Raw genomic sequence first — 23,664 nt, forward strand, 5'->3', positions numbered from 1 at the left:
AAATATAAATGCAAAGTAAAAGATACGACAAACAGATCCAACTGACCGAAATCGGTGTTTCAGGTCAGGAAAAACTCTCCAAGGCTAAAGTTTTAGTCATTGGCGCCGGTGGTTTGGGTTGTCCGGTTTTGCAAAATTTAGCCGCTGCCGGTGTTGGAAATATCGGAATTGTAGATGGCGATGTAATCGCAGAAACCAATTTACATCGACAGTTTTTATATTCTATGAACGACGTTGGAAGCAAGAAAGTTACTGTTGCTAAAGAAGTCGTTTTTAGACAAAATCCTGATGTAAACATAGTAGTTTATCCCAAATATTTCACCAGTCAAAATGCTTTTGAAATTGTCTCCGATTACCAAATCATAGTCGATTGCACCGATGATAATGCAACTCGTTATTTGATAAACGACATCGCTTTGGTCAAAAACATTCCGATGGTTTATGCGTCGATTCACAAATTTGAAGGCCAACTTTCGGTGTTTAATTACCAAAACGGGCCAACTTATCGCTGTTTGTTTTCCGAAAGTGAAGCATTGAAAAAGAGTGTCAATTGCAATGACAGCGGCGTTTTAGGCGTTTTGCCGAATATGTTGGGTGTAATGCAAACCAATGAAGTGCTGAAAATAATTCTCGGTATTGGCGTAGTGTTAAACGGAAAATTGTTGTTGTACAATGGTTTGAATAATTATTTTCAAACTATCGATTTTTCAGGAAATGAAATCGAAAAAGAAAAAGGAATCCAAAACGGATTGGCGGTTTTAAATCAAATTTTAAATATTGGTCTAGGCGTTATTTCCGCTAATGATTTCTTAATCGAATTGACTAATGAAAGCAATGTGGTGATTGACATCAGAGAAAGTTATGAAGCACCAAAATTAGAAATCGAAAATATCTACCATATTCCATTGGCACAATTAGATGATTTTCTTAAGGGTATTGAACGAAATAAAAAAATAATCCTATTTTGCCAAGAAGGCAATAGAAGTAAACTGACCGGTGACTATTTAATCAAAAATGGCTTTGCCAATGTCCATCATCTTTCAAACGGCATTGAATCATTGCTCAAAAAGAATATATAAATGAATCCTGAAAAAGATAAAAAAACTTGTTTCATCAATGGATCAATTTCCGCAGCGTTCATCGGAAATTCGATTGCGAAACATCAATCTAAAACCACGATTGGCGCACACAATATTTTCTTGGGACAAGTTCGTGCCGATGAGATCGAAGGAAAAGAAGTGGTAGCCATTGATTATACTGCCTACGAAGAAATGGCTACAACCACTTTTAATGAAATTAGAGAAGCGGCTTTCGCCAAATATGAGGTAACTTGTATGCACATTTACCACAGTTTAGGATTGGTCAAAGCAGGCGAAATTTGTTTGTTCATTTTCGTTTCAGCACCAAGGCGAAAAGTGGTTTTTGAAGCTTTAGAATTTTTAGTAGAAGAAATAAAAGCGAAAGTGCCGGTTTTTGGCAAAGAAATCTTCGAGGACGAAACTTATACTTGGAAAAAAAACACTTAAAATGGTCGACATCACTCACAAAATCACAACTCTCAGAACTGCAACAGCGCAAGCGATTGTAAAAGTGGGTTCTGCGGAAACCATACAAGCCATTTTGGACAAAAAAGTACCAAAAGGCGATGTGTTGGAAGTGGCCAGAACCGCCGGATTATTTGCTGTAAAAAACACTGCAAGTGTCATTCCCGATTGCCATCCGATGCCGATTGAATATACCGGAATTCACTTCGAATGTTTCGAAGATTTTATCGAAATTCAAGTCTGTGTCAAAACGATTTACAAAACCGGTGTTGAGGTCGAAGCCATGCACGGCGCATCAATCGTGGCGCTAACGATGTATGATATGTTGAAACCCATTGACAAAAATGTCGAAATTTCTACCGTGAAATTGCTTCACAAAAAAGGGGGCAAATCTGATTTTGGTGCTAATGAAAACCACAACCTTTCCGTTGCCGTAATCGTTTGTTCCGATAGTGTTTCGGCCGGAACCAAAGAAGATACATCCGGAAAAGTCATTACGGAAAAATTAGAAAAACTAGGATTAGTAGTTTCTCAATACGACATCATTCCGGATAAAGTTTCCGAAATCCAAACCAATATCGAAAGTCTTTGTGTCCAAAAAACAGATTTAATCATCCTAACCGGTGGTACAGGATTATCGCATAAAGACGTAACACCTGAAGCGGTAATTCCTTTATTGGACCGAAGAATTCCGGGCATTGAAGAAGCAATTCGCTCTTACGGGCAAGAAAGAACGCCATTGGCTATGTTATCGCGAAGTGTGGTCGGATTCAAAGGCGATACGCTGATTATGGCTTTGCCGGGTTCGGTTGGCGGTGCTTCGGAATCGATTGATGCGGTGTTTCCATCCGTTTTGCATTTGTTTAAATTATTGAACGGATTCGACCATGGAAAATAATTTCGATTTGCAGGATTCCTTTGGACGCGAACACAACTATTTGCGCATTTCGATTACGGAACACTGTAATTTGAGATGCAGTTATTGCATGCCCGAAGAAGGCATTTCGCTGACGCCAAAATCCCATTTGATGACTGCCGAAGAAATTATTTATATCGCCAAAACTTTTGTCAGTTATGGTGTAACCAAAATCAGATTGACCGGTGGCGAACCTTTGGTACGAAAAGATGCAGCAGCGATTATTCAGGAATTAGGAAAACTCGGCGTTGATTTGAGTATCACTACGAATGGAATTTTAGTGCCCAATTTCATCACAACTTTTAAAGAAGCCAATATCAAAACCATCAACATCAGCATTGATAGTTTGGTCAAAGAAAAATTCAACAAAATCACCCGAAGAAATTACTTCGAGACGGTTTTTGACAATATAGATTTACTGATTCAGGAAGGCTTTAAAGTCAGGCTGAATGTAGTTTTGATCAAAGAATTCAATGATGATGAAATCCATGATTTTATTAAGTTGACTAAAGATAAAAATATCAAAATACGTTTTATCGAATTTATGCCTTTCAGCGGTAACCAATGGGATAAAACTAAATTGGTTTCTTATGCCGAAATCATGGAAATTATTCAATCCGAATATGCTTTTAGCGAAATAGAAAGACTTGTTGATGCGCCCAATGACACGGCTAAGAATTTCAAAATTAAATCTTATTTAGGCAGTTTTGCCGTAATTAGTTCGGTGACGAATCCGTTTTGCAGCACTTGTAACCGCATTCGTTTAACCGCTGATGGCAAATTGAAAAACTGTTTGTTCTCCAATTCTGAAACTTCTTTATTGGAAACGTTACGCGCCGGAGCATCCATTTTACCTTTGATTCAACAAAATTTATTATCCAAAAAAGCTGTCCGCGCCGGTATGGATGACGATCTCAAATTCCAAAATCCGGAGCTGTTTTCTCAGAACAGAAGTATGATTGCTATTGGTGGATAATTTTCAAATCAATATTCTTTAATAAAACTTGTAATTTTTTTAATAAAATCTATATTTGTAGGTTCGCTTATAAGAAAAATTCAATTTTATAACATTGCAAGAAAGAAAAATATACAGTCAGAACGTTTGGGTTGGCGGTAAGTTACAACCTGCAACGGTTTGTTTCCAAAACGGGACGATTTCCAACATCCATTTTGACAAACAAAATAGCGCGGAAGATTTGGGTGATTTGGTTATTATGCCAGGTGTGATCGACGTTCACGTACATGTAAATGAACCAGGAAGAACCGAATGGGAAGGATTTGAAACTGCAACGCAAGCCGCGGCTGCCGGAGGAACAACTTCAATTATCGACATGCCTTTGAATGCGAGTCCGGTAACTACGACTTTAAAAGCATTGGAAGAAAAATTAGAATCGACTAAAGGCAAAATGAATGTCAACGTGGGTTTTTATGCCGGATTGGTTCCGGGAAATGCATCTCATTTAGAAGCGATGATTAAAGCCGGAATTGTTGGGGTAAAATGTTTTTTAACGCATTCCGGAATCGATGAATTTCCCAATGTGACTGAAAAAGATTTAGACCAAGCGATGCCGATTATGGCGAAATACAATTTGCCCTTGTTAGCACATTGTGAATTGTATGCCAATGAAGTAGAATGCGATTTTGAAAATCATCCAACGAGCTACCGACATTATTTAGCCAGCCGACCAAAGCAATGGGAAAATGAGGCGATAGCATTGATGATTCGCAAGTGTCGTGAGCACAATTGCCCAGTGCACATTGTTCATGTCGCTTCTGCGGAAGCTTTGAGCCAAATTGAAGCCGCCAAAAAAGAAGGCTTACCAATCACCGCCGAAACGTGTACGCAATACATTTACTTCAACGCAGAAGACATTCCGGACGCAAGTTGCATATACAAATGTGCGCCACCAATTCGGGAGAAAGCCAATAATGACCAATTGAAGCATGCTTTCCTTTCAGGAGTTTTAGATTTTATCACGACAGACCATTCGCCTGCGCCACCGAATATCAAAGAAATGGAAAGCGGCAATTTAAAAAAAGCTTGGGGTGGCATTGCCGGTATTCAGTTTTTACTAAACGGTTCTTGGACAGCGTTGAAAGATATAATGACATTGGAACAATTTATACCATTGGTTACCTCAAAACCGGCGGAGTTTATTAAAGCCAATAAAAAAGGAAAAATCGCAATAGGAAATGACGCTGATTTTGTGATTTGGAATCCTGCAGCAAGCCAAATCATCAAAGAAGAAGAGATTCTTTTCAAATATAAAATAAGTCCGTATATCGGACAAAACTTAAACGGAATTGTTTCGGAAACCATCGTGAATGGCGAAACGGTTTACCAAAATAAATCAATAAGAAATAAAAATAAAGGACAATGGCTTTTGCAAAAGTAACAGAGATAATCAAAGAATCACCGGCATTTACACAACTAACCGACTTAGCGGCAGAACGTTTGGGCGGAAAGGTTTTGTATGCGACAGATGATTTTTTTGCCGAAAAAGAAAACTTAATTTTACCGACACGCGGTGTATTTATCGCCGACAAATATACCGATCGAGGAAAATGGATGGACGGTTGGGAAAGCCGCCGCAAAAGAACTCCGGGACATGATTGGGCCATTATCCAATTAGCGACTTCGGGAAAAATTACCGGATTTGACATTGATACTAATTTCTTTTTAGGCAATCATCCACCGCATGCTTCGATTGAAGCTATTTATTTAGATAATGCTACTGATATTACGGATTGGGAGAATTTAGCATGGAAAGAAATTCTACCTAAATCCCATTTAGATGCCGGTTCACAAAATTTCTATGAATGCGAAAGCGATGAAATTTTTACGCATTTGCGTTTGCACATTTATCCTGATGGTGGCGTAGCACGTTTCAGAGTTTACGGCGAAGTTTTTAAAAATTGGGAGACTTTCGACGCTTCTCAAGAAATTGATTTGGCAGCAGCAATCAACGGCGGTCAGGCGATTGCTTGTAACGATATGTTTTTTAGCGCGATGGGCAATTTGATTATGCCGAATCGCGGCGCCAATATGGGCGACGGTTGGGAAACCAAAAGAAACCGAACACCTAATAATAGAGATTGGGTAATTTTAAAATTAGCGCATAAAGGAATTGTAGACCGTATTATTGTTGATACTTGCCATTTTAAAGGCAATTATCCTAATAGTTGTTCGATTGAAGCTTGTGTTTCCAATACTGATGAAGTGATGAATTCGGATTGGAAATTACTTTTGCCGCAACAAAAGTTAAGTGCAGATAATATTCATGAGTTCATTTCAGAAGTAAATACTTTAGGTGCGATAACACATATTCGTTTAAATATTTTCCCTGACGGTGGCGTAAGTCGATTAAGAATCTTTGGTAAAATCAATAAATAATAGCTTTGAATACTTTTATACTAATTGTTTTGTATGTGATTTACTTCAGCGTGTTGATCCTGCTGGGTTATGTTTCGTATAAAATGCCGAAAATAAAAGTGACCAAATCAGAAACCGAAGAAACCGAAGAAATTAAGAATACCAGTCAAAATTATATTTATACCGGAATTTTATTAGCGATCGTTGGGATTTTGGTCAATACCTATATTTTGGTACAAGGCACGCCATTGGAAAGTCATTTGATGGAATGGCTTAATATTGTCATTCGATTGCTGCACATTACTTTCGGAATTGCTTGGATTGGCGCATCATTTTATTTTGTATTCTTAGAGAATGCCTTAAATAGGACAGAAGACGTACGAGACGAATTGGCGGGAAATCTCTGGGCGGTTCACGGTGGCGGATTTTATTATTTGGAGAAATACAAAGTCGCGCCCAAGACGATTCCAAAACATTTGCATTGGTTCAAATATGAAGCTTATTTTACTTGGCTTTCGGGTTTTTGTTTGTTGTTTGTGGTGTATTATTTTAATGCTTCCGCTTTCTTAATAGACAAAAACGTAATGGACATTTCTGCGACACAAGGGATCTTAACCGGTATCGGGTCGTTCGTTGTTGGATGGATTATTTATGACCAAATGTGTAAATCCGGTTTAATCAAAAATCAATTCTGGTTTTCGATTATTGGTTTTATTCTTCTGATTGCGTTTGCTTGGTTTTATTGTCAAGTGTTTAGTGCGAGAGCGGCGTATATTCATTTCGGAGCAATGATTGGCAGTTTGATGGTCGCCAATGTGTTTTTTGTGATTATTCCGGGACAAAAGGAAATGGTGCGTTCTGCCAAATTGGGCATTCCATTAGATCCGAGTTTGGGTAAAAAAGCCTTAGCGCGATCCTTGCACAATAACTATTTTACATTGCCGGTGTTGTTTGTCATGGTCAGCAATCACTTTCCATCGACTTTCGGGTATGAATATCCGTGGGTAGTTTTGGCGATTATTTCGCTCGGTGCAGCAGGCGTGAAGCACTATTTGAATTTAAAAGAAAAGAAAGAACTCAATGTTTGGATTTTGCCGGTTTCGGTGGTGATACTTTTAGCGGCTTGTTTTATTACGGCGCCCAGTACGAATCCAACGGAATGTAAAACCCAAGTCAGCATCACAGAAGTGCAAACCATTATTGAGAAGCGTTGCGTGCAATGCCATTCTTCGGCACCGACTGACGATACGTATAAAGTCGCGCCGAATGGTGTAAAATATGATACGCCGGAAGACATTGTAAAGAAAAAAGAGTTAATTATGCAAAGGGTTATATTGACCAAAACAATGCCGCAAAATAATAAAACCAACATGACCGAAGAGGAACGCAATATCATCCGTTGTTGGATCGAACAAGGAGCGAGCCTAAAATAAATTAGCGTATGACAATAGCAGCATTTAATACTTTAGATAAAGAAACTGCAAAGCAACATTTATTTGCTTGTTGTGGTTCCGATAAATGGGCGTCCGCCATGATGTCGCATTTTCCGTTTGCTTCCGAAAAACAATTGGTAGATTTGTCGGCTTCCATTTGGTATGATGACTGTGGTGAAACCGATTGGAGAGAATCCTTCACACACCATCCGAAAATTGGTGATGTCAAAAGTTTGACCGAAAAATTTGCCGGCAAAGAACAAGCCGGAGTTGCCGTGGCGACGCAAGAAACGATTCAAAATTTGGCGAAAGCCAATAGGGATTATGAAGCCAAAAATGGTTTTATTTTCATCGTTTGTGCCACCGGAAAATCCGCCGATGAAATGCTGCAACTGCTGTTGGATAGATTAAAAAACACACCCGAAGAAGAATTGCACATTGCGATGGGCGAACAACAAAAAATTTCCATCATTCGGTTCAAAAAATTACTGACCGATGGCGATTTTAGTTTTCTGAAAGTAAGCCAAATCACGACACACGTTTTAGACACCGCTGTTGGTTTACCCGGAAAAAACATTTCTATTCGTTTACAAGCTAAAAGAAACAATGTTTGGCAAACCATTGCGCAAGGAATCACCAATGCCGACGGCAGAATTCCCGATTTATTGCCTCAAGAAAAATCACTAAAACCCGATACTTACAAAATGGTTTTCGACACCGGAAGCTATTATGCCACCCAAAACCTAAAAACGTTTTATCCCGAAGTGGAAATCCTTTTCAATACTTTTGATGAAACGCATTATCATGTTCCGTTGTTAGTCAATCCTTTTGGATATAGCACTTACCGCGGTAGCTAAAACTCATAATTCATAACTCATAACTCATAACTCAAATGACAATTCCTTCCCATAAAAAAGAACAATTGTTCCAAAATTTATCTCAGGCGAACAATACTTTTAACGAAATATATCCCGGAGACCGAAGCGACCGCCAACCGGTTCATACTTTATACGGAGGAGCGAATCTTTTCAAATCTGATGCGCCAATTGCCTTAGGACATCGAGCTTTGGAAATTTTAGAAACCTATGCGCCAAATCATGAAGTGTTCGGAAAAGCTTTCGGCTTAACTGGCGGCAATGATTTTAATAAACGCATTTATGATAAGGTCGTGGCCAAATTAAAATCGGAAGCTATAGAAGATTTTCGCATCGATTTTGAAGATGGTTACGGCAATCGCAGCAATGAAGAAGAAGATGCAACGGCTGTAACCGCAGCAAAAGAAGTCGCTAAAGGTATGGCAGACCAAACTCTTTCGCCATTCATCGGAATCCGAATCAAACCGTTTACAGAGGAAATGAAAGAACGTGGTTTGAGAACCTTAGATATTTTTGTTTCTACTTTAGTAAAGGAAACCATCGGTAAATTACCGGAGAATTTTGTGGTCATGTTACCCAAAGTGACCATACCTGAACAACCCGAAACTTTGGCCAATTTTTTTACGATTTTAGAAGGAGAATTAGGTTTAGCCAAAGGCATCCTGAAAATGGAAATGATGGTTGAAACCACACAAGCTATCATGGATATTAACGGAACTAATCCGTTATACAGATTCATCAAAGCGGCTCAAGGTCGTTGTGTCGCAATGCATTTTGGAACTTATGATTATACCGCCAGTTGTAGTATCACAGCGAAATACCAAGAAATGGATCATCCTGTTTGTGACTTTGCACACCATATGACCAAAGTAGCTTTAGCACATACCGGAATCTGGTTAAGCGACGGCGCAACGAACACGATGCCCATCGGGCCACACCGTGGCGATTTGACTGCCGAACAAGAAGAAGAGAACCGTCAAGTCGTTCACAGAGCTTGGAAAAAAGGATATGACCACATTCGTCACTCGTTATGGAACGGCTATTATCAAGGTTGGGATTTAAATCCGGCGCAGTTTCCTATGCGTTATGCGGCTGTTTATGCTTTCTTTTTAGAAAGTTATGACGATGCCGTCGACCGCTTGAAAACTTTTGTAGATAAAGCAGCACGTGCCACTCTAATCGGAGACGTATTTGACGATGCGGCAACTGGTCAAGGTTTATTGAATTATTTTCTCAGAGCCTTGAATAGTGGCGCCATAACGGAAGAAGAAGTTTTAGTAACCGGCTTGACAATAGAAGAAATTCGCGGTCGTTCTTTCAAGAAGATTTTAGAGAACCGAGCTAAAAAGTAGCTTTCTACACCGGATCGGATTTAAAATCCGGTCCGGTTTATGAGCGCTTCAAATTAGAACACCACTTTCCTAAGTTAAAATAGCACAATCCTTATCAAGAATCGCACAATCCTTATCAAGAATCGCACAATTCTTATCGAGAATCGTGCAATCCTTATCAAGAATCGCACAATTCTTATCGAGAATCGTGCAATCCTTATCAAGAATCGCACAATCCTTATCGAGAATTGTACAATCCTAAGTTGGCGCACCGCCGAAATTTATCAGGGAGGCTTTTTTTAAAGATAAGTTTTAAGTAATTAACAGTCATGCTGTTAATAAGTTTATAAAGAATCGAAAAATCAGGATTCCCTTTTTCTTAAATTTAGGATAATTAACCCATCATGACTTGTGTGATGAAAAACTAAACTTATGAGAAAACTATTTGCAGAATTTTTTGGTACCTACTGGCTTGTTTTTGGCGGTTGTGGTAGTGCTTTGTTTGCCGCGGGATTTCCAGATTTGGGGATTGGCTTTGCCGGTGTTTCATTAGCTTTTGGATTAACCGTTTTGACGATGGCTTATGCTGTAGGTCATATATCGGGTGGCCATTTTAATCCGGCGGTATCTTTCGGGCTTTGGGCTAGTGGCCGATTTTCGGGTAAAGATTTATTGCCTTATATCGTTTCACAATGTTTGGGCGGAATTGCCGCAGCAGGAACTTTGTTATTCATCCTTTCAGGCAAAGAAGGATTCGCTATTGACAATACTAAAGCGGGTGCTTTTGCCACCAATGGTTATGGGGCTTTTTCTCCTGATGGTTATTCCGTAGGTTCAGCATTTGTAGCAGAATTTATTTTGACGATGTTTTTCGTACTCATTATTGTTGGCGCTACAGACAAATTGGCTAACGGAAAGTTTGCCGGCGTTGCTATAGGTTTGGCATTAACTTTAATCCATTTAATCAGTATTCCAATCACCAATACTTCTGTTAATCCTGCGCGTTCTACTTCGCAGGCGGTTTTTGCACAAGGAGAATCTTTATCCCAATTGTGGTTGTTTTGGGTTGCACCAATTGCCGGTGCCTTGGTTGGAGGATTTATTTATAAATTGTTTTTAGACAAAAAAGAAGATTTATAGTTTTAACTTAGTTTAAAATCAGTAAAGAGAAAAGGATGAAGTTATTTGTTCTTTTCTCTTTATTTTTGTGGAATGAACTCGCTTTTCCCAAAAGAAAAAATTGCTTTCAATCTTCCCGATGCTGAAATAGAATACTATTCAAGTTTCTTTGATTCGGCTCGTGCCAATGAACTTTTTGAGAAATTAAAATCAGAGATTCCTTGGCAACAAGACAATATTACGGTATTTGGCAAAACCCATCCACAACCGCGATTGACGGCGCTTTTTGGGAATGAAGGCAAGCCTTATGGTTACTCGAATATTGTGATGCAACCGCATCATTGGAACCCGTTATTGATGTTTATTAAGGACGAAGTTGAATCTGTTTGCCAAGAAAATTTCACTACAGTTTTACTCAATTATTATCGCAATGGGAAAGACAGTAATGGTTGGCACGCCGATAATGAAAAAGAGTTGGGTAGAAATCCTATTATTGCTTCGGTCAGTTTTGGTGCTGAGCGACCTTTTCATTTGCAACACAATACGATTAAGGAGCAAAAGACAAAAATCAATTTGGAGCATGGAAGTTTACTGATTATGAAAGGCACGACGCAGCATTTTTGGAAACACCAAATTCCGAAAACGGCTAAAGAAATAGGTTCCCGAATCAATCTTACTTTTCGCATCATCAAGTAATTCTCTATTTTATTATATTTGATAAAAAACAATTCGATGAACGATATCATTCAATATTTCGAAAGCATTCCGTCTTCGCACAGGGCGTTGATTTTAGCCGGTGGGATTGCTTTGTTTTGGTTAATCGAAAGCGCTGTTCCCTTTGTAAAATTTGGTTACAACAAAGTACAGCACGCGGGAATCAATATCTTTTTTACTGTTACGACGATTATAGTTAATTTTTGTTTGGCTGTAATTTTAGTCAACACCGCGCAATGGACAGTCGAGCACAAGTTTGGTTTATTGAATTGGCTACCTGAAATGAATATCTGGTTGTTTGCGATTGTTGGTTTGTTGCTTTTGGATTTGATTGGTGCCTATTTAGCGCATTTGGTGGAACATAAAGTCAAGGTTTTATGGCGATTTCATTTGATTCATCATACCGATACTTGGATTGATACGACTTCAGGAAACCGTCATCATCCGGGCGAGAGTGTGATACGATTTGTTTTTACGACTATGGGCGTTTTAATTGTGGGTAGCCCTATGTGGATGGTTTTTTTGTACCAAACTTTATCGGTTGTGGCTACGCAATTTACCCACGCAAATATTGCTTTGCCAAAGCAATTGGATAAAGTGATGAGCTATTTTTTGGTTTCACCTGACATGCATAAAGTGCATCACCATTACGTTTTGCCTTATACTGATAGTAATTACGGGAATATATTTTCGATTTGGGACAGACTTTTTGGCACATTTAAAACGTTAGAGAGAGAAAAAATAGTTTACGGCGTTGATACACACATGAAGCCTGAAGAGCACAATGATTTAAAGAATTTGTTGTCGATTCCTTTTCAAAAACACCGTTCGCCAAATAGTGAGAGTTAAAAAAAACACTAGTCAGATTGAAAACTAATTATTTTTTTTATTAATATTGATTAGAAATTTATCAGTTGGAATCTATTTTTAAATAATGCTTTTACAGAAATGAAAAAAAGTAAGCTTGCAGACTTTGACAACGAGCAAATAGAAAGAGTTGTCAGCATGGCTCAAGAGGAAAAAAAGCCTTTTGAAGTAATAAAAGAAGAATTTGGCCTTACCGAAAACGAAGTAACCGAATTAATGCGTAAACGTTTATCGAAAGATAATTTTGAGCTTTGGAAGAAAAAAGCGGCGGGAAGCAAGCCAAAACCAAAACCAATTATTGACGATTTCGATGATGATTTAGAAGGTAAATATTATATCAAAAATAAATTTGACTAAAACTTTAACTCTTGTTCAACAAGAGTTTTTTTATTTACTGCTATTCCCTTTATTCTAGTCGTTATTTTCATTACCGACTTAATTTTAGTTAATCAATGCTAAAAATGTTAAAATCGATTGTAACTATTACTTACATTTGGTGTCTTATCCAAAAAAAAATTGACTATGAAAAAACTAATTCTAAGTGCTATTGTAACCTTGTCGGTTTTCAATTTTAATGCCGTTGCACAAAAGAAATCCACTACTGTTCAAGAGATAAAAGTTGCTATCGATTTAAATCAAGTTAAAGAGGATAAAGTGATGGTAACCATTACGCCACCAAGTTTTACATCTGCTGAGGTTGTTTTCCATATTCCAAAAACAGTTCCGGGAACGTATTTTTCGGACAATTATGGGAAATTACTAGTTGATTTAAAAGCTTTGGACAAAAGCGGGAATGAGTTAACGGTAACTAAAACCGATGACAATTCTTGGAAAATCAGTAATGCTAAGGCTTTGGCAAAAGTTACTTATTGGGTAAATGATACATATGATACGGAAACCGGAAGAGGTTTTGGGAAAGATGAAATTTTTTCACCTGCCGGAACCAATATCGATGAAGGCAAGAATTTCATGTTGAACAATCATGGATTTATTGGCTATTTTGATGATAAATTAGAAATCCCTTATAATGTAACGATAACACATCCGGCAACACTTTTTGGCTCCACTTCTTTGGTAGATCTTAACAAAAGTGATACCGTTGATAATTTTGTAACCAAAAGATATTTTGAATTGGTAGACAATCCAATTATGTATTCAAAACCCGACTACATTACTTTTAAGGTAGACGGAATGGAGATTTTATTCAGTGTATATTCTCCCAATGGATCACACACAGCCAAATCACTTTTGGCCGATTTAGAAAAAACCATGCGTGCTCAGAAGGCTTTTTTGGGACCCATCAATAACAACAAAAAATACACCGTTCTTTTGTACTTATCGGATATGCAAAAAGCCGATGCGAAAGGTTTTGGCGCTTTAGAACACCATACATCAACTACCGTAGTTTTTCCTGAAATGATGCCGGCTGCAGCATTGGGAGAGCAAATTAAGGATGTAGTTTCTCATGAGTTTTTCCATATCGTAACCCCATTGAGTATTCATTCTAAAGAGATTCAGTATTTTGATTACAATAACCCAAAAATGTCAAAACATTTGTGGATGTATGAAGGCGTAACCGAATATTTTGCGAATTTGTTCCAAATCAATCAAGGGTTAATTGATTCGGATGAATTTTATCAAAGAATGGTTGGGAAAATCAACAACGCTTCGAGTTTAAATGATACTATGCCATTTACTGAAATGAGTGCTAATGTATTGGTTCCGCCATACAAAGACCAATATTTGAATGTATATGAAAAAGGAGCTTTAATCGGAATGTGTATTGATATTATCATTCGTGAAAAGAGTAATGGACAAAGAGGCATTTTAGATTTGATGCAAAAATTGTCTAAAAAATACGGTGCGGAAAAACCATTCAATGATGAAGATCTTTTTGCTGAAATTACGTCGTTGACGTATCCTGAAGTAGGAGAGTTTTTAAATACTTACGTTGCCGGTCCAACACCGATTCCATACGATGTTTATTTTGCTAAAGTTGGCGTAGGCAAAGCCAAAATGAGTGTTCCAATGAACCCGTTTTTGAAAGACCAATCAACGCCATATATCACAGTTGATGGGAAAACTAAGGAAATCATGGTATTGCCAAGTACAGAACTGAATGAATTCATGAAAGGTTTAGGCATGCAAGGTGGCGATATTATTGTAGCTGTCAATGATAAAGCTTACAATTTAGATAACATTTATGATATGATTATGGAAAGCCAAAGCTGGAAAGTAGATGACGACATAACTGTAAAAATCAAACGTGACGGAAAAGAGCAAACCATCAAAGGCAAAGTAAAATTGTCTATGGAAGAAGTAGAAGGTTACGGACTTATCGATACTTCGAAAGAGCCTTTAAACAAAGCTTGGTTGAAAGGATAATACCAATAATTTTATAATTCAAATCCTCAATTTGTGAATCAGATTGAGGATTTTTTAGTATTATTGCCACTCGAGACCGTTAGGTCGAATTGAATGTAGTTAAAATTTGTAACAGATTTAAAATATCAGAGTATCACTCAGTATAAACCGAATGTTCGTCGGACATTCTCCTCTTAATATCAAACATGCAAAAATCATTTCTCACCTCATTATCAGTATTAATTTTAGTTTGCTTTGCCGGTTCGCTTACGCTCGAGTCTTGTTCAGAAAAAAAATCGGAGAAGAATTTTGTGCTAAATGGAAATATCAAAGGCTTAAAAAGCGGAACGCTATACATTCAAAGAATAAAAGATACCCTTTTAGTGCCAATCGATACTATTAAAATTGACGGTGATTCCCATTTTGTAAGTGAATTTGATTTACAATCTCCAGAGATGTTATACTTGTTTTTAGATAGAGGTGTGACCAATTCTTTAGACAACAATATTTCTTTTTTTGCTGAAAAAGGCACCATGAATATTGAAACTACGCTTGATTTTTTTACTGCGGATGCTAAAATTACCGGTTCAAAAAATCAGGAGTTATATGATGACTATAGAAAAGTAATGGCCAGGTATGTCAATCAAGATATGGATTTGATTGAAAAAAAATTCAAGGCCTTTAAAGACGGAAAACTTGATGAAGTAAGCAAAATGGAAGAAGAGCAAAAGAGTATTTTAAAAAGAAAATATCTGTACACCACAAATTTCGCTGTAAATCATTCCGATTATGAAGTTGCGCCTTATGTGGCTTTGGCAAACATTTACGATATCAATTTGAAATATTTGGATACTATTCAAAAAACAATGTCACCTAAAGTGGCAAAATCGCTTTACGGTAAAAAGTTTAACGATTTTATCGCTGAAAGAAAAAAGGCTGAAAAATAAGCTTATTATCTTTTCATAGCAAAATGTCCTTTATGGATTTTTCCATCAGCTCGGGTAACGTAAAACCAATAATCATCGGAAGGCATTAATCTTCCGTTGTACGTTCCGTCCCAGGCATCAAGGCTGTCCATAACCTTAAGCAATTTACCATATCGGTCAAATATTTTTACATCAAATTTTTGTTCAAATTGTGAAAACTTAATATACCAGGTGTCATTATATCCATCGCCATTAGGCGTGAAAAACTGTGGATAGTTCAATAATAATGCTTCTTCATCTACAATGCCACAACCATTTTTGTCCTTTACAAATACTTGGTAAATTCCAGGGTAAAGATTTTCAAAAATATTGCTGTCCTGATATTGGATTCCGTCCAAAGAATACTCATAATTGCCTAACCCTGTAACAAATACTTCAATGGTGTTTTCATGGGCTGTCCAGTCTACAGTTTCTATAAAAGTTATGGTTGCCGGATTGGATAAGAATATAGTGAAATCTTTTCGGGAGTCGCAAGTAGGCGCTCCAACATGGTCTTCTGTTACCACAACCCAATAATTGCCAGGAACTGTTGCTGCAATGGCATTGCTAGTTTGTGTCGTTGACCATAAATAGCTGTCAAAACCGTGACCAGCTTGAATCAATACGTTTCTAAATTCGCATAAGGGATACGCATCTTCCATAGTGATTCTTGGGGAATCGATAAATGTAAATCGGAGTACTGCTACACTATGGCAACCATCTGATGAAGTTACTCTTACATACACAGTATTGTTCGCATTGCTTAAATTACAATTTGTAAAATTGGATATTAAATAGGAACTGTTTGCAGTATCTGCAGCTAATGCGGAGGCATAATAGGAAAAACTGAAATTAGCAGCATTCGCTATTATGTTTGAATTGTATAATGATAAATCAACGTTTTCGGAGCCATCATTTAACGCATCACAAAGCGTTGTCTGATAATCATTGGTTGCCGGGAGAAGTAGATAATAAGTGTTGATATATGCATTTTGCGTATACGATTCACAGTTTGCGCCTTTTCTGACCACAATCTGATAATTGGTGCCTCCGTTCAGATTAGAAAGGACAGGATTGGTTGTCCAGGTTGTACCACCATCAAAACTATAAAAATCACCTGGAGTGGTAATGGTCAACGTGGCATACGTTCCACAACCGGCATCATCAATATCATATTCAGGATAGCTGTTTTCAAGGTCATTTAAATAAACATAGGTATTTGGAGATGTACATCCTTGAGCATTTTTGATTTTTATCAGGTAACTACCACTTGTTAAATTACTCAAAGTATTAGAAGTCTGCCATGTATTTCCGCCGTCAAAACTATAAGAAACAGCAGGAGTAGTAATTATTATACTGCCCAAATTACCACAAAATGGATTGTCTTTGATGTAAAGTGGTGGATCTAAAAATTCACTATTCAAATGCACACTATTAAAATTTGAGATACAGCCAAAAGCATCTTTTGTCCGGATTAAATAGATGCCAGAAGGTAAATTATTGGCAGTATTGTTAGTAGTCCAGGTTACACCATCATCAAAACTATATTCGGTTGCAGTAGAAGTTATCGTAATGCTTCCAAGGTCACCGCAACTGATCGGGTCTACAGATGTAAAATTGGGGAATGAAGATAAAAAAGCAACAATGTTTACACTTGAATTGTAGGAAGTACAACCAGCAGCCGTTCTGACCCTAACGCTGTAAGTTCCATAAGGCAGGTTACTCATGGTTGAATTAGTTCCCCAAGTTACACCGCCGTCAAAACTATATTCTGATGCTGGCGAAGTGACCTGAATCGAACCTGTACTGCTGGAACATGTTGGTTGTGTAACTGTCAGAGAAGGTAACGGAGCGACACTATTAGGCAATATCGTGACGCTTCCGTTTGATGCGCAGCCATCACTATCCGTTACCGTAACGGAATAAGTGGCATTGGCCGTAACCGAAATGCTTTGTGTTGTTTCTAAGCTGCCACTCCATAAATAACTGACGCCTGGTGATGCTGTTAGTACAGTACTGCCACTGCAAACGTTTAAAATTCCACTAATTGTAGCTGTTGGGTTTTTGACAAGCAATGAAATAGGAATGATTTTATAGCAGGTTGGATTTAAAGTAACTCTAACGTATACAGTTCCGGTCGGACTTTCGTAATTGACAAAAGCGGTGATTGGATTAGTATTATTTGTTGCATTCGTAAGTGAATTATAATAACTAAATGTTAATCCGGGTTGTGGAGCGGTTATTATAGTATTAACATTGGATAAATTAAAAAACTCACTTCCATTATGATTGGTATCACAGAGTGTTAAGGTTGCTGTCTGGAGAGGCAATGGGCAATTAGTACAATTTAAAAACCAAATATCCCATCCTGCATTTGCATCATTATCTGTTACAGAAGCAAATGTTGTCCCAACACAATTGGTTTGCACTATGCTGAAATTCATACTAACGCCTACGTTATAACTTCCTGTGGTAATGTTAGGAAGATTGGCCGCGGTCAACTCAAAACAAAAACGTTTTGTAATTAAGTCGAGTGTAGTGGGAGTTTGTGAAGAATAAACAACATTATTATTTTCATCTCTTACATTTAAAGTGACCGAAGAAACGATTGCGTTAAGACCACCTGAATTAGGTAAATTAAAGCTGCCACAGATCGATAAAGGAAGTGTTGGGCAAATTTTATACAGTGGGTCAAGCTCTATACTTCCCTGTAAACTCTCATTAGAATGCAAAAGGCAGATATCATCAACATAAGCATACCCAAAATGACCATTCAAACCACATCTGGAGGCAATGAATTCTATTGTAAACTCTTGATTGTTCGGAATGCCGGATATGTCTAAAATGCCCGATTGCCAATTAGGGTTATAGAGTATGATGCTGTTTCCTTCCAGATAAGGTGCCTGCGTAAAAGTACAGTCATTGGGATTGCCAATTAAACAAAACTCACTAACCACTGCGCCTGTATTGGAAATAACCCTTGCTTTGAAAAAAGGCTGTTCGTTATCATGGTCGCTTTCGATAATGCTTTGCAAAACAGCTTTATAATTGAATTTTAGCGTCGATTCATTATTGGTCTTAAAACGTTTAGCCTGTATTAATCCCAACGTCGGTGTTGATTCTTTATAATTGATTTTTAAAGTATATTGGTCAAAAGCATTAATGTTACCTATAAATTCATCAATGAAATTAGATGGCACAGTAGAAGCCATCAAATCAGTATCTGTAGGATTGTATTGTGCTATCTTGGTATTCGCCTGTCCGTAAATGTTTTGACATTGCATAGGATTAAGTGGATCTCCAAAAGTATATTCAAAGTTTTTCAGATAATTGGTACCAGCAACGGTTTCAAATTCTTCAAACGTTCCATTCGTGCATAAAGGAACTGCAGTTTGTGCCAATACCGACCTTAAACTACGTTTGTTATTGAATTCAATATTGCTTTTCGCTTTATCAAAAAAAGCCTTTCTTTGAATAGAATCTGTTATACGACGACCATGCCTGTCTTCCAGTTTCCTATTCTTTTGTATAGCAAGATATGCATTAGTTGAATCATTATTTTGTCCAAAAACAGTAGCAAATAATAACAGGCAAAATAGAGTTGTAAAATTTCTCAATGGTCTTAAATTTCTAACAGATTGGGTAAATATAAGAAAGTTCTTGTTTTATGAGAATTATTTTCATTTTTATTTTGCAAGTTAGCGCATACTTTTTAAATCATCGAAAACCTTCCGTATTGTGTTTGTGGTTTTTCATTTACTTTTGCAGAAAGTAATTCATCTTGAAAGACATCCTTCTTATAACGCCACCATTTACACAACTCAATACTCCTTATCCTGCAACGGCTTATTTGAAAGGGTTTTTGAAGACCAAAAGCATTACCGCTTTTCAAATGGATTTGGGTATAGAAGTGATTTTGAAAATGTTTTCTAAAGAAGGTTTGACGACTATTTTTGGTTCCTCTAACAGTCAACATCCAACACCTAACCTTCAACGAATTTACAGTTTAAGAGAAGATTACGTTCAAACGATTGATGCTGTCATCGATTTTCTACAAGGAAATAATCAAACTTTAGCACGTCAAATTTGTAACGGTAATTTTCTGCCCGAAGCCTCAAGGTTTGAGCAATTAGACGATATGGAATGGGCATTTGGTTCGATGGGAATGCAAGACAAAGCCAAACATCTGTCTACTTTATATCTTGAAGATTTATCCGATTTTATTGTGGAATGCATTGATGAGAATTTTGGTTTTAGTCGTTATGCGGAACGATTAGGCAGAAGTGCTAATTCATTTGATGAAATGTATTCGCATTTGCAAAATGACTTGACTTATATTGATAAAATTACGCTTAAAATTCTAGAGAAAAGACTTGCTGAAGTTCAACCGAAATTAGTCTGCATTTCAGTTCCGTTTCCCGGTAATTTATACAGTGCTTTTCGTTGTGCGCAATTTATAAAGAGACAGTTTCCAACGATAAAAGTCTCCATGGGCGGTGGTTTTCCCAATACCGAACTTCGTGATTTAAAGGATAAAAGGGTTTTCGAGTTCTTTGATTTCATAACACTTGATGATGGCGAATTACCGGTGGAATTATTACACCATTTTGTCACATCGAGCGCAGTCGAGATGCCTTTAAAAAGAACTTTTCTTCTTGAAAGCAATCTAGTCGTTTATAAAAACAACGCCATACAATCCGATTACAAGCAAAGTGAAGTGGGTACACCTGATTATTCCGATTTACTTTTAGATCAATATATTTCAGTTATAGAAATCGCCAATCCGATGCACAGTTTGTGGAGTGATGGCCGATGGAATAAGCTCACCATGGCGCATGGATGTTATTGGGGTAAATGTACTTTCTGTGATATTTCTTTGGATTATATCAAATTGTACGAACCAATTGCAGCCAAAATTCTTGTCGATAGGATGGAGGAAATGATTGTCCAAACCGGCGATAACGGATTCCATTTTGTTGATGAAGCTGCGCCACCGGCTTTAATGAGAGAAGTTGCCTTAGAAATTCTTCGCCGAAAACTCACTGTGACTTGGTGGACTAATATTCGCTTTGAAAAAAGTTTCACTTTTGATTTGTGTTTTCTGCTAAAAGCCTCAGGTTGTATTGCGGTTTCAGGTGGATTGGAAGTTGCCTCTGACCGATTATTGGAACTGATAAAAAAAGGTGTAACAGTGGAACAAGTAGCCCAAGTTGCCAGAAATTTCACAGAAAGTGGCATCATGGTTCACGCTTATTTGATGTATGGTTATCCAACGCAAACAGTTCAAGAAACGGTAGATAGTTTGGAAATGGTTCGTCAATTGTTTGAAGTCGGTGTTTTGCAATCGGGTTTTTGGCATCAATTTGCCATGACAGCCCACAGCCCGGTTGGCATGTTTCCTGAAGAATTTGGGGTTATTCCGGAGCAAAACGACATTACTTTTGCTAACAATGACATTGAATTTAAAGACAAAACCGGTATCAATCACGACCAATTTAGTTTTGGGTTGAAGAAATCTTTGTTCAATTATATGCACGGCATTGGGTTCGATTATGAATTGCAGGATTGGTTTGATTTTAAAATTCCAAGAACAACTATAAATTCTGATTTTATTATTAATTGTTTGGAAAAAGAAGATTTTTTTAATGTAAAACCTTCGGCCAAAATAATTTGGTTAGGCCGAAAACCATTGTCCGAAATTTTCACTAAGTCCAAAAAAGGGAGTTCTTGGGAAATGATAAAGTTGGTTTTTTTTGACAAAAAAGAAACCTTAGAAATCAAGATAGAAAAAGACAAAGGCGAATGGCTTGTAAAAGCGATTGATTTACTTCATGTCGACAATCAGAAGATGCTTACTTTTGCAGAACTCAAAACCGATTTTGAAACACAGTTTGATGATTTTGAGTTGTTTTGGTACTCTAAGTCTTTCAAAAACCTCAGAGAATTTGGGTTATTAGTTCTTTAAATTTATATTTTAATTCTTGATAACTTGTTGATTATTTTTATCAAACTAAACAGTTGTTGTCCTTTTTTAATATACATTTAGACTATAAATTATATAAAGAGAATAGACTACAATGACCGTTAAAAAAACCTTCCCAAAAATTCTTTGGTTAATAGTTTCCTCTAGCATCTTTTTCATTATTCTTTATTTCGCCCTTTTCTATTATACAAAAAAAGCAGAAAAAGAAGTTTATAAAGATTCTGTAGAACACTTTGATAATGAAATACATAAGCTGCTTGATTTAGAGTCGAAACCTGTATTAGTTGCTATTAATAATGATTCCAATTGGGATGAGTTTGTCAATTTTATAGCATCCAAAGACAAGGTTTGGTTTGATCAAACTATTGGTAACGAATTGGAAATTTATGACGCCGAATATTTAGGAGCTTATGATGCTCAAAAAAACTTTATCATCCGTACGCCAACACCAAGAATCAAAACGTTAGATTTTATTCCGAAAAAAGCCATGGATTTGCTGGATAAAGAAGGAATAAAAAAGTTTTACCTAAAAATTCCGGAAGGAATTGTTGAAGTTACCGGCGCCGCAATTCATCCTTCTGATGATCCATTGAAAAATAAAACTAAAACTTCGGGTTACTTTTTCGTGGTTAGATTAATGGACAAAGAATTTTTTGAAAATTTACAGCATATAACGAATTCTAAGATAGAGTTTCTGGGATCTAATGTGGTGATTAAGGAAGAAAAAAACAAAATAGCTACCGCGTTTCAATTAAAAGATTCTAATGGAAAAGTAATCGGTCAACTATTGTTTCAAAGAAATTTTGAAATTTATTTCGAAAACACCATTAACTTGCTGTATATCATAATAGTTACTTTTTTTATCAGTTTGCTGGTTAATTTGATTTACACCAGAAGATTGGTTTATTATCCGTTGGATTTGATTAGAAGAGTTCTGGAAACCGGCAATAAAAAAGCCATCAAGCTGTTAAAAGAATCAAACGGTGAGTTTAGTTATATCGGGAATTTATTCGAAGAAAATAATAATCAAAAACTGGAGTTGATTACGGCCAAAATCAAAGCGGAAGAAAGCGACCGATTAAAATCGTCCTTTTTAGCCAATTTATCGCATGAAATCAGAACACCGATGAATGCCATCAATGGTTTTACGGATTTGATAATTAATACAAACATCAACGAAACGGAGAAACTGGAATATCTGAATGTGATAGAAAAGAGTGGGAAAAATTTGGTTTCCATTATTGATGATTTGATCGAAATGTCAAAAATTGATTCCAATCAAATTTCGCCCAATTATACTGTAGTCAATTTAGAATCATGCGTTAGCGAACTCTATGAAACCATTAAAGTTACCATTCCAAAAAAATCGATTGAATTTATATTGATTAAAAGTTCAATGCCGGCCGAGTTTAATATTATTACTGACGATATAAAACTGAAGCAGGTTATTATTAATTTGTTGACCAATGCTATTAAGTTTACTGATGTAGGTATGGTCACTTTTGGTTACGAAATTGATGAAAAAAATGAGCAAATTCATTTCACTGTAAGAGACACGGGTCTTGGAATTGACGAACAAGAACACCAAAATATTTTTGATCGATTCAAACGAGTTGACAGTGATGTTTCTATAAAAGTTGGTGGTTTAGGGTTAGGTTTGGCTATTTCGAAAGCTTATGTGGAGCTGCTGGGCGGAAGTATTTCCTTAGAATCTAAAGTAGGGAAAGGTTCTACTTTTTACTTTTCAATTCCGTTAAAATATGCTAAGGTTGACAATATCATGGTTAGACCGGTCAACAACCTTGAGGTCACAAAATCAGACAGCAAATTAATTTTGATAGCCGAAGATGATAATATCAATTTCTTATTGTTCCAAAAAATGATGCAGCATAAGAATTATGAAATCATCAGAGCAATAAACGGTAGGGAAGCCGTAGAAATTTGTTTGGGCAACCCTAATATTGACTTGGTTTTAATGGATATAAAAATGCCTATTATGACAGGTTTTGAAGCTATCGAACAAATCCAACCGATGCGTCCGAATTTGCCAATCATTGCACAAACAGCTTATTCTTCTTCAGAAGACAAGGCCAAAATTGAAGAAGCCGGATTTACGGATTATATTACAAAACCATTAGATAGAGAGCGATTGTTTGAATTGTTGACCAAGTATTTATAAA

At 36.9% G+C, this 23,664-nt stretch carries 18 protein-coding genes; 17 read left to right on the forward strand and 1 reads right to left on the reverse strand.

Translation table 11 applies throughout. The features are described 5' to 3' along the window. Positions 1-8: 8 nt before the first annotated feature. The 15 genes from C8C84_RS07905 to C8C84_RS07975 all read left to right on the forward strand — a co-directional run bounded on the left by C8C84_RS07905 (position 9) and on the right by C8C84_RS07975 (position 15,483). Positions 9-1,079: a HesA/MoeB/ThiF family protein gene (locus tag C8C84_RS07905; protein WP_121313015.1), complete on the forward strand. Its 1,071-nt coding sequence runs from the start codon at positions 9-11 to the stop codon at positions 1,077-1,079. Further along, positions 1,080-1,526, forward strand: coding sequence for a molybdenum cofactor biosynthesis protein MoaE (locus C8C84_RS07910; protein ID WP_121313016.1), 447 nt, complete (start codon positions 1,080-1,082; stop codon positions 1,524-1,526). A 1-nt stretch (position 1,527) separates the two neighbouring features. Continuing rightward, positions 1,528-2,442: a bifunctional molybdenum cofactor biosynthesis protein MoaC/MoaB gene (gene moaCB, locus C8C84_RS07915; RefSeq protein ID WP_121313017.1), complete on the forward strand. Its 915-nt coding sequence runs from the start codon at positions 1,528-1,530 to the stop codon at positions 2,440-2,442. Next, complete coding sequence (gene moaA, locus C8C84_RS07920; RefSeq protein ID WP_121313018.1) at positions 2,432-3,436, forward strand: GTP 3',8-cyclase MoaA; 1,005 nt, start codon at positions 2,432-2,434, stop codon at positions 3,434-3,436. The genes moaCB and moaA overlap by 11 nt, the downstream gene beginning before the upstream one ends. Before the next feature lie 94 nt (positions 3,437-3,530). Then, on the forward strand, positions 3,531-4,856 hold the full coding sequence (allB, locus tag C8C84_RS07925; RefSeq protein ID WP_158592554.1) for an allantoinase AllB: 1,326 nt from the start codon (positions 3,531-3,533) through the stop codon (positions 4,854-4,856). Then, positions 4,838-5,854 carry an allantoicase gene (gene alc, locus C8C84_RS07930; RefSeq protein ID WP_121313020.1) on the forward strand — a complete coding sequence of 339 codons (1,017 nt, stop codon included), beginning with the start codon at positions 4,838-4,840 and terminating at the stop codon, positions 5,852-5,854. The genes allB and alc overlap by 19 nt, the downstream gene beginning before the upstream one ends. 5 nt (positions 5,855-5,859) lie before the next feature. Next, on the forward strand, positions 5,860-7,266 hold the full coding sequence (locus C8C84_RS07935; RefSeq protein ID WP_233549760.1) for a urate hydroxylase PuuD: 1,407 nt from the start codon (positions 5,860-5,862) through the stop codon (positions 7,264-7,266). 8 nt (positions 7,267-7,274) lie between these two features. Further along, entirely contained in the window at positions 7,275-8,123 is an 849-nt protein-coding gene (uraD, locus tag C8C84_RS17125; protein ID WP_199717120.1) for a 2-oxo-4-hydroxy-4-carboxy-5-ureidoimidazoline decarboxylase, read from the forward strand. Positions 8,124-8,158: 35 nt separating this feature from the next. Beyond that, entirely contained in the window at positions 8,159-9,493 is a 1,335-nt protein-coding gene (locus C8C84_RS07945) for an aldolase/citrate lyase family protein (protein ID WP_121313021.1), read from the forward strand. 411 nt (positions 9,494-9,904) lie between these two features. Continuing rightward, complete coding sequence (gene aqpZ / locus C8C84_RS07950) at positions 9,905-10,612, forward strand: aquaporin Z (protein WP_121313022.1); 708 nt, start codon at positions 9,905-9,907, stop codon at positions 10,610-10,612. Between the two features lie 72 nt (positions 10,613-10,684). Then, a complete protein-coding gene (locus tag C8C84_RS07955; RefSeq protein ID WP_121313023.1) occupies positions 10,685-11,287 on the forward strand; it encodes an alpha-ketoglutarate-dependent dioxygenase AlkB in 603 nt (200 codons plus the stop codon). A gap of 36 nt (positions 11,288-11,323) precedes the next feature. Beyond that, positions 11,324-12,154, forward strand: a complete 831-nt coding sequence (locus C8C84_RS07960) for a sterol desaturase family protein (protein WP_121313024.1) — start codon at positions 11,324-11,326, stop codon at positions 12,152-12,154. A gap of 99 nt (positions 12,155-12,253) precedes the next feature. Then, complete coding sequence (locus C8C84_RS07965; RefSeq protein ID WP_121313025.1) at positions 12,254-12,529, forward strand: TIGR03643 family protein; 276 nt, start codon at positions 12,254-12,256, stop codon at positions 12,527-12,529. Between the two features lie 165 nt (positions 12,530-12,694). Then, positions 12,695-14,557 carry a peptidase M61 gene (locus C8C84_RS07970; RefSeq protein WP_121313026.1) on the forward strand — a complete coding sequence of 621 codons (1,863 nt, stop codon included), beginning with the start codon at positions 12,695-12,697 and terminating at the stop codon, positions 14,555-14,557. Between the two features lie 185 nt (positions 14,558-14,742). Continuing rightward, on the forward strand, positions 14,743-15,483 hold the full coding sequence (locus C8C84_RS07975; RefSeq protein WP_121313027.1) for a DUF4369 domain-containing protein: 741 nt from the start codon (positions 14,743-14,745) through the stop codon (positions 15,481-15,483). Positions 15,484-15,488: 5 nt separating this feature from the next. Here the strand turns inward: C8C84_RS07975 and C8C84_RS07980 are convergent, their stop codons facing one another. Further along, positions 15,489-19,118, reverse strand: a complete 3,630-nt coding sequence (locus tag C8C84_RS07980) for a T9SS type B sorting domain-containing protein (RefSeq protein WP_121313028.1) — start codon at positions 19,116-19,118, stop codon at positions 15,489-15,491. A gap of 164 nt (positions 19,119-19,282) precedes the next feature. Between C8C84_RS07980 and C8C84_RS07985 the strand changes: the two genes are divergently transcribed. After that, positions 19,283-21,466 (forward strand): radical SAM protein, encoded by a 2,184-nt coding sequence (locus tag C8C84_RS07985; protein ID WP_121313029.1) that lies wholly within the window; start codon positions 19,283-19,285, stop codon positions 21,464-21,466. Positions 21,467-21,578: 112 nt separating this feature from the next. Next, the gene (locus C8C84_RS07990; protein ID WP_121313030.1) at positions 21,579-23,663 is read left to right on the forward strand and encodes an ATP-binding protein; all 2,085 of its coding nucleotides are present in this window, start codon (positions 21,579-21,581) and stop codon (positions 23,661-23,663) included. Position 23,664 lies beyond the last annotated feature (1 nt).

It is taken from the genome of Flavobacterium sp. 102 (genome assembly GCF_003634615.1).
In the GTDB taxonomy this organism is placed as follows: Bacteria; Bacteroidota; Bacteroidia; order Flavobacteriales; family Flavobacteriaceae; genus Flavobacterium.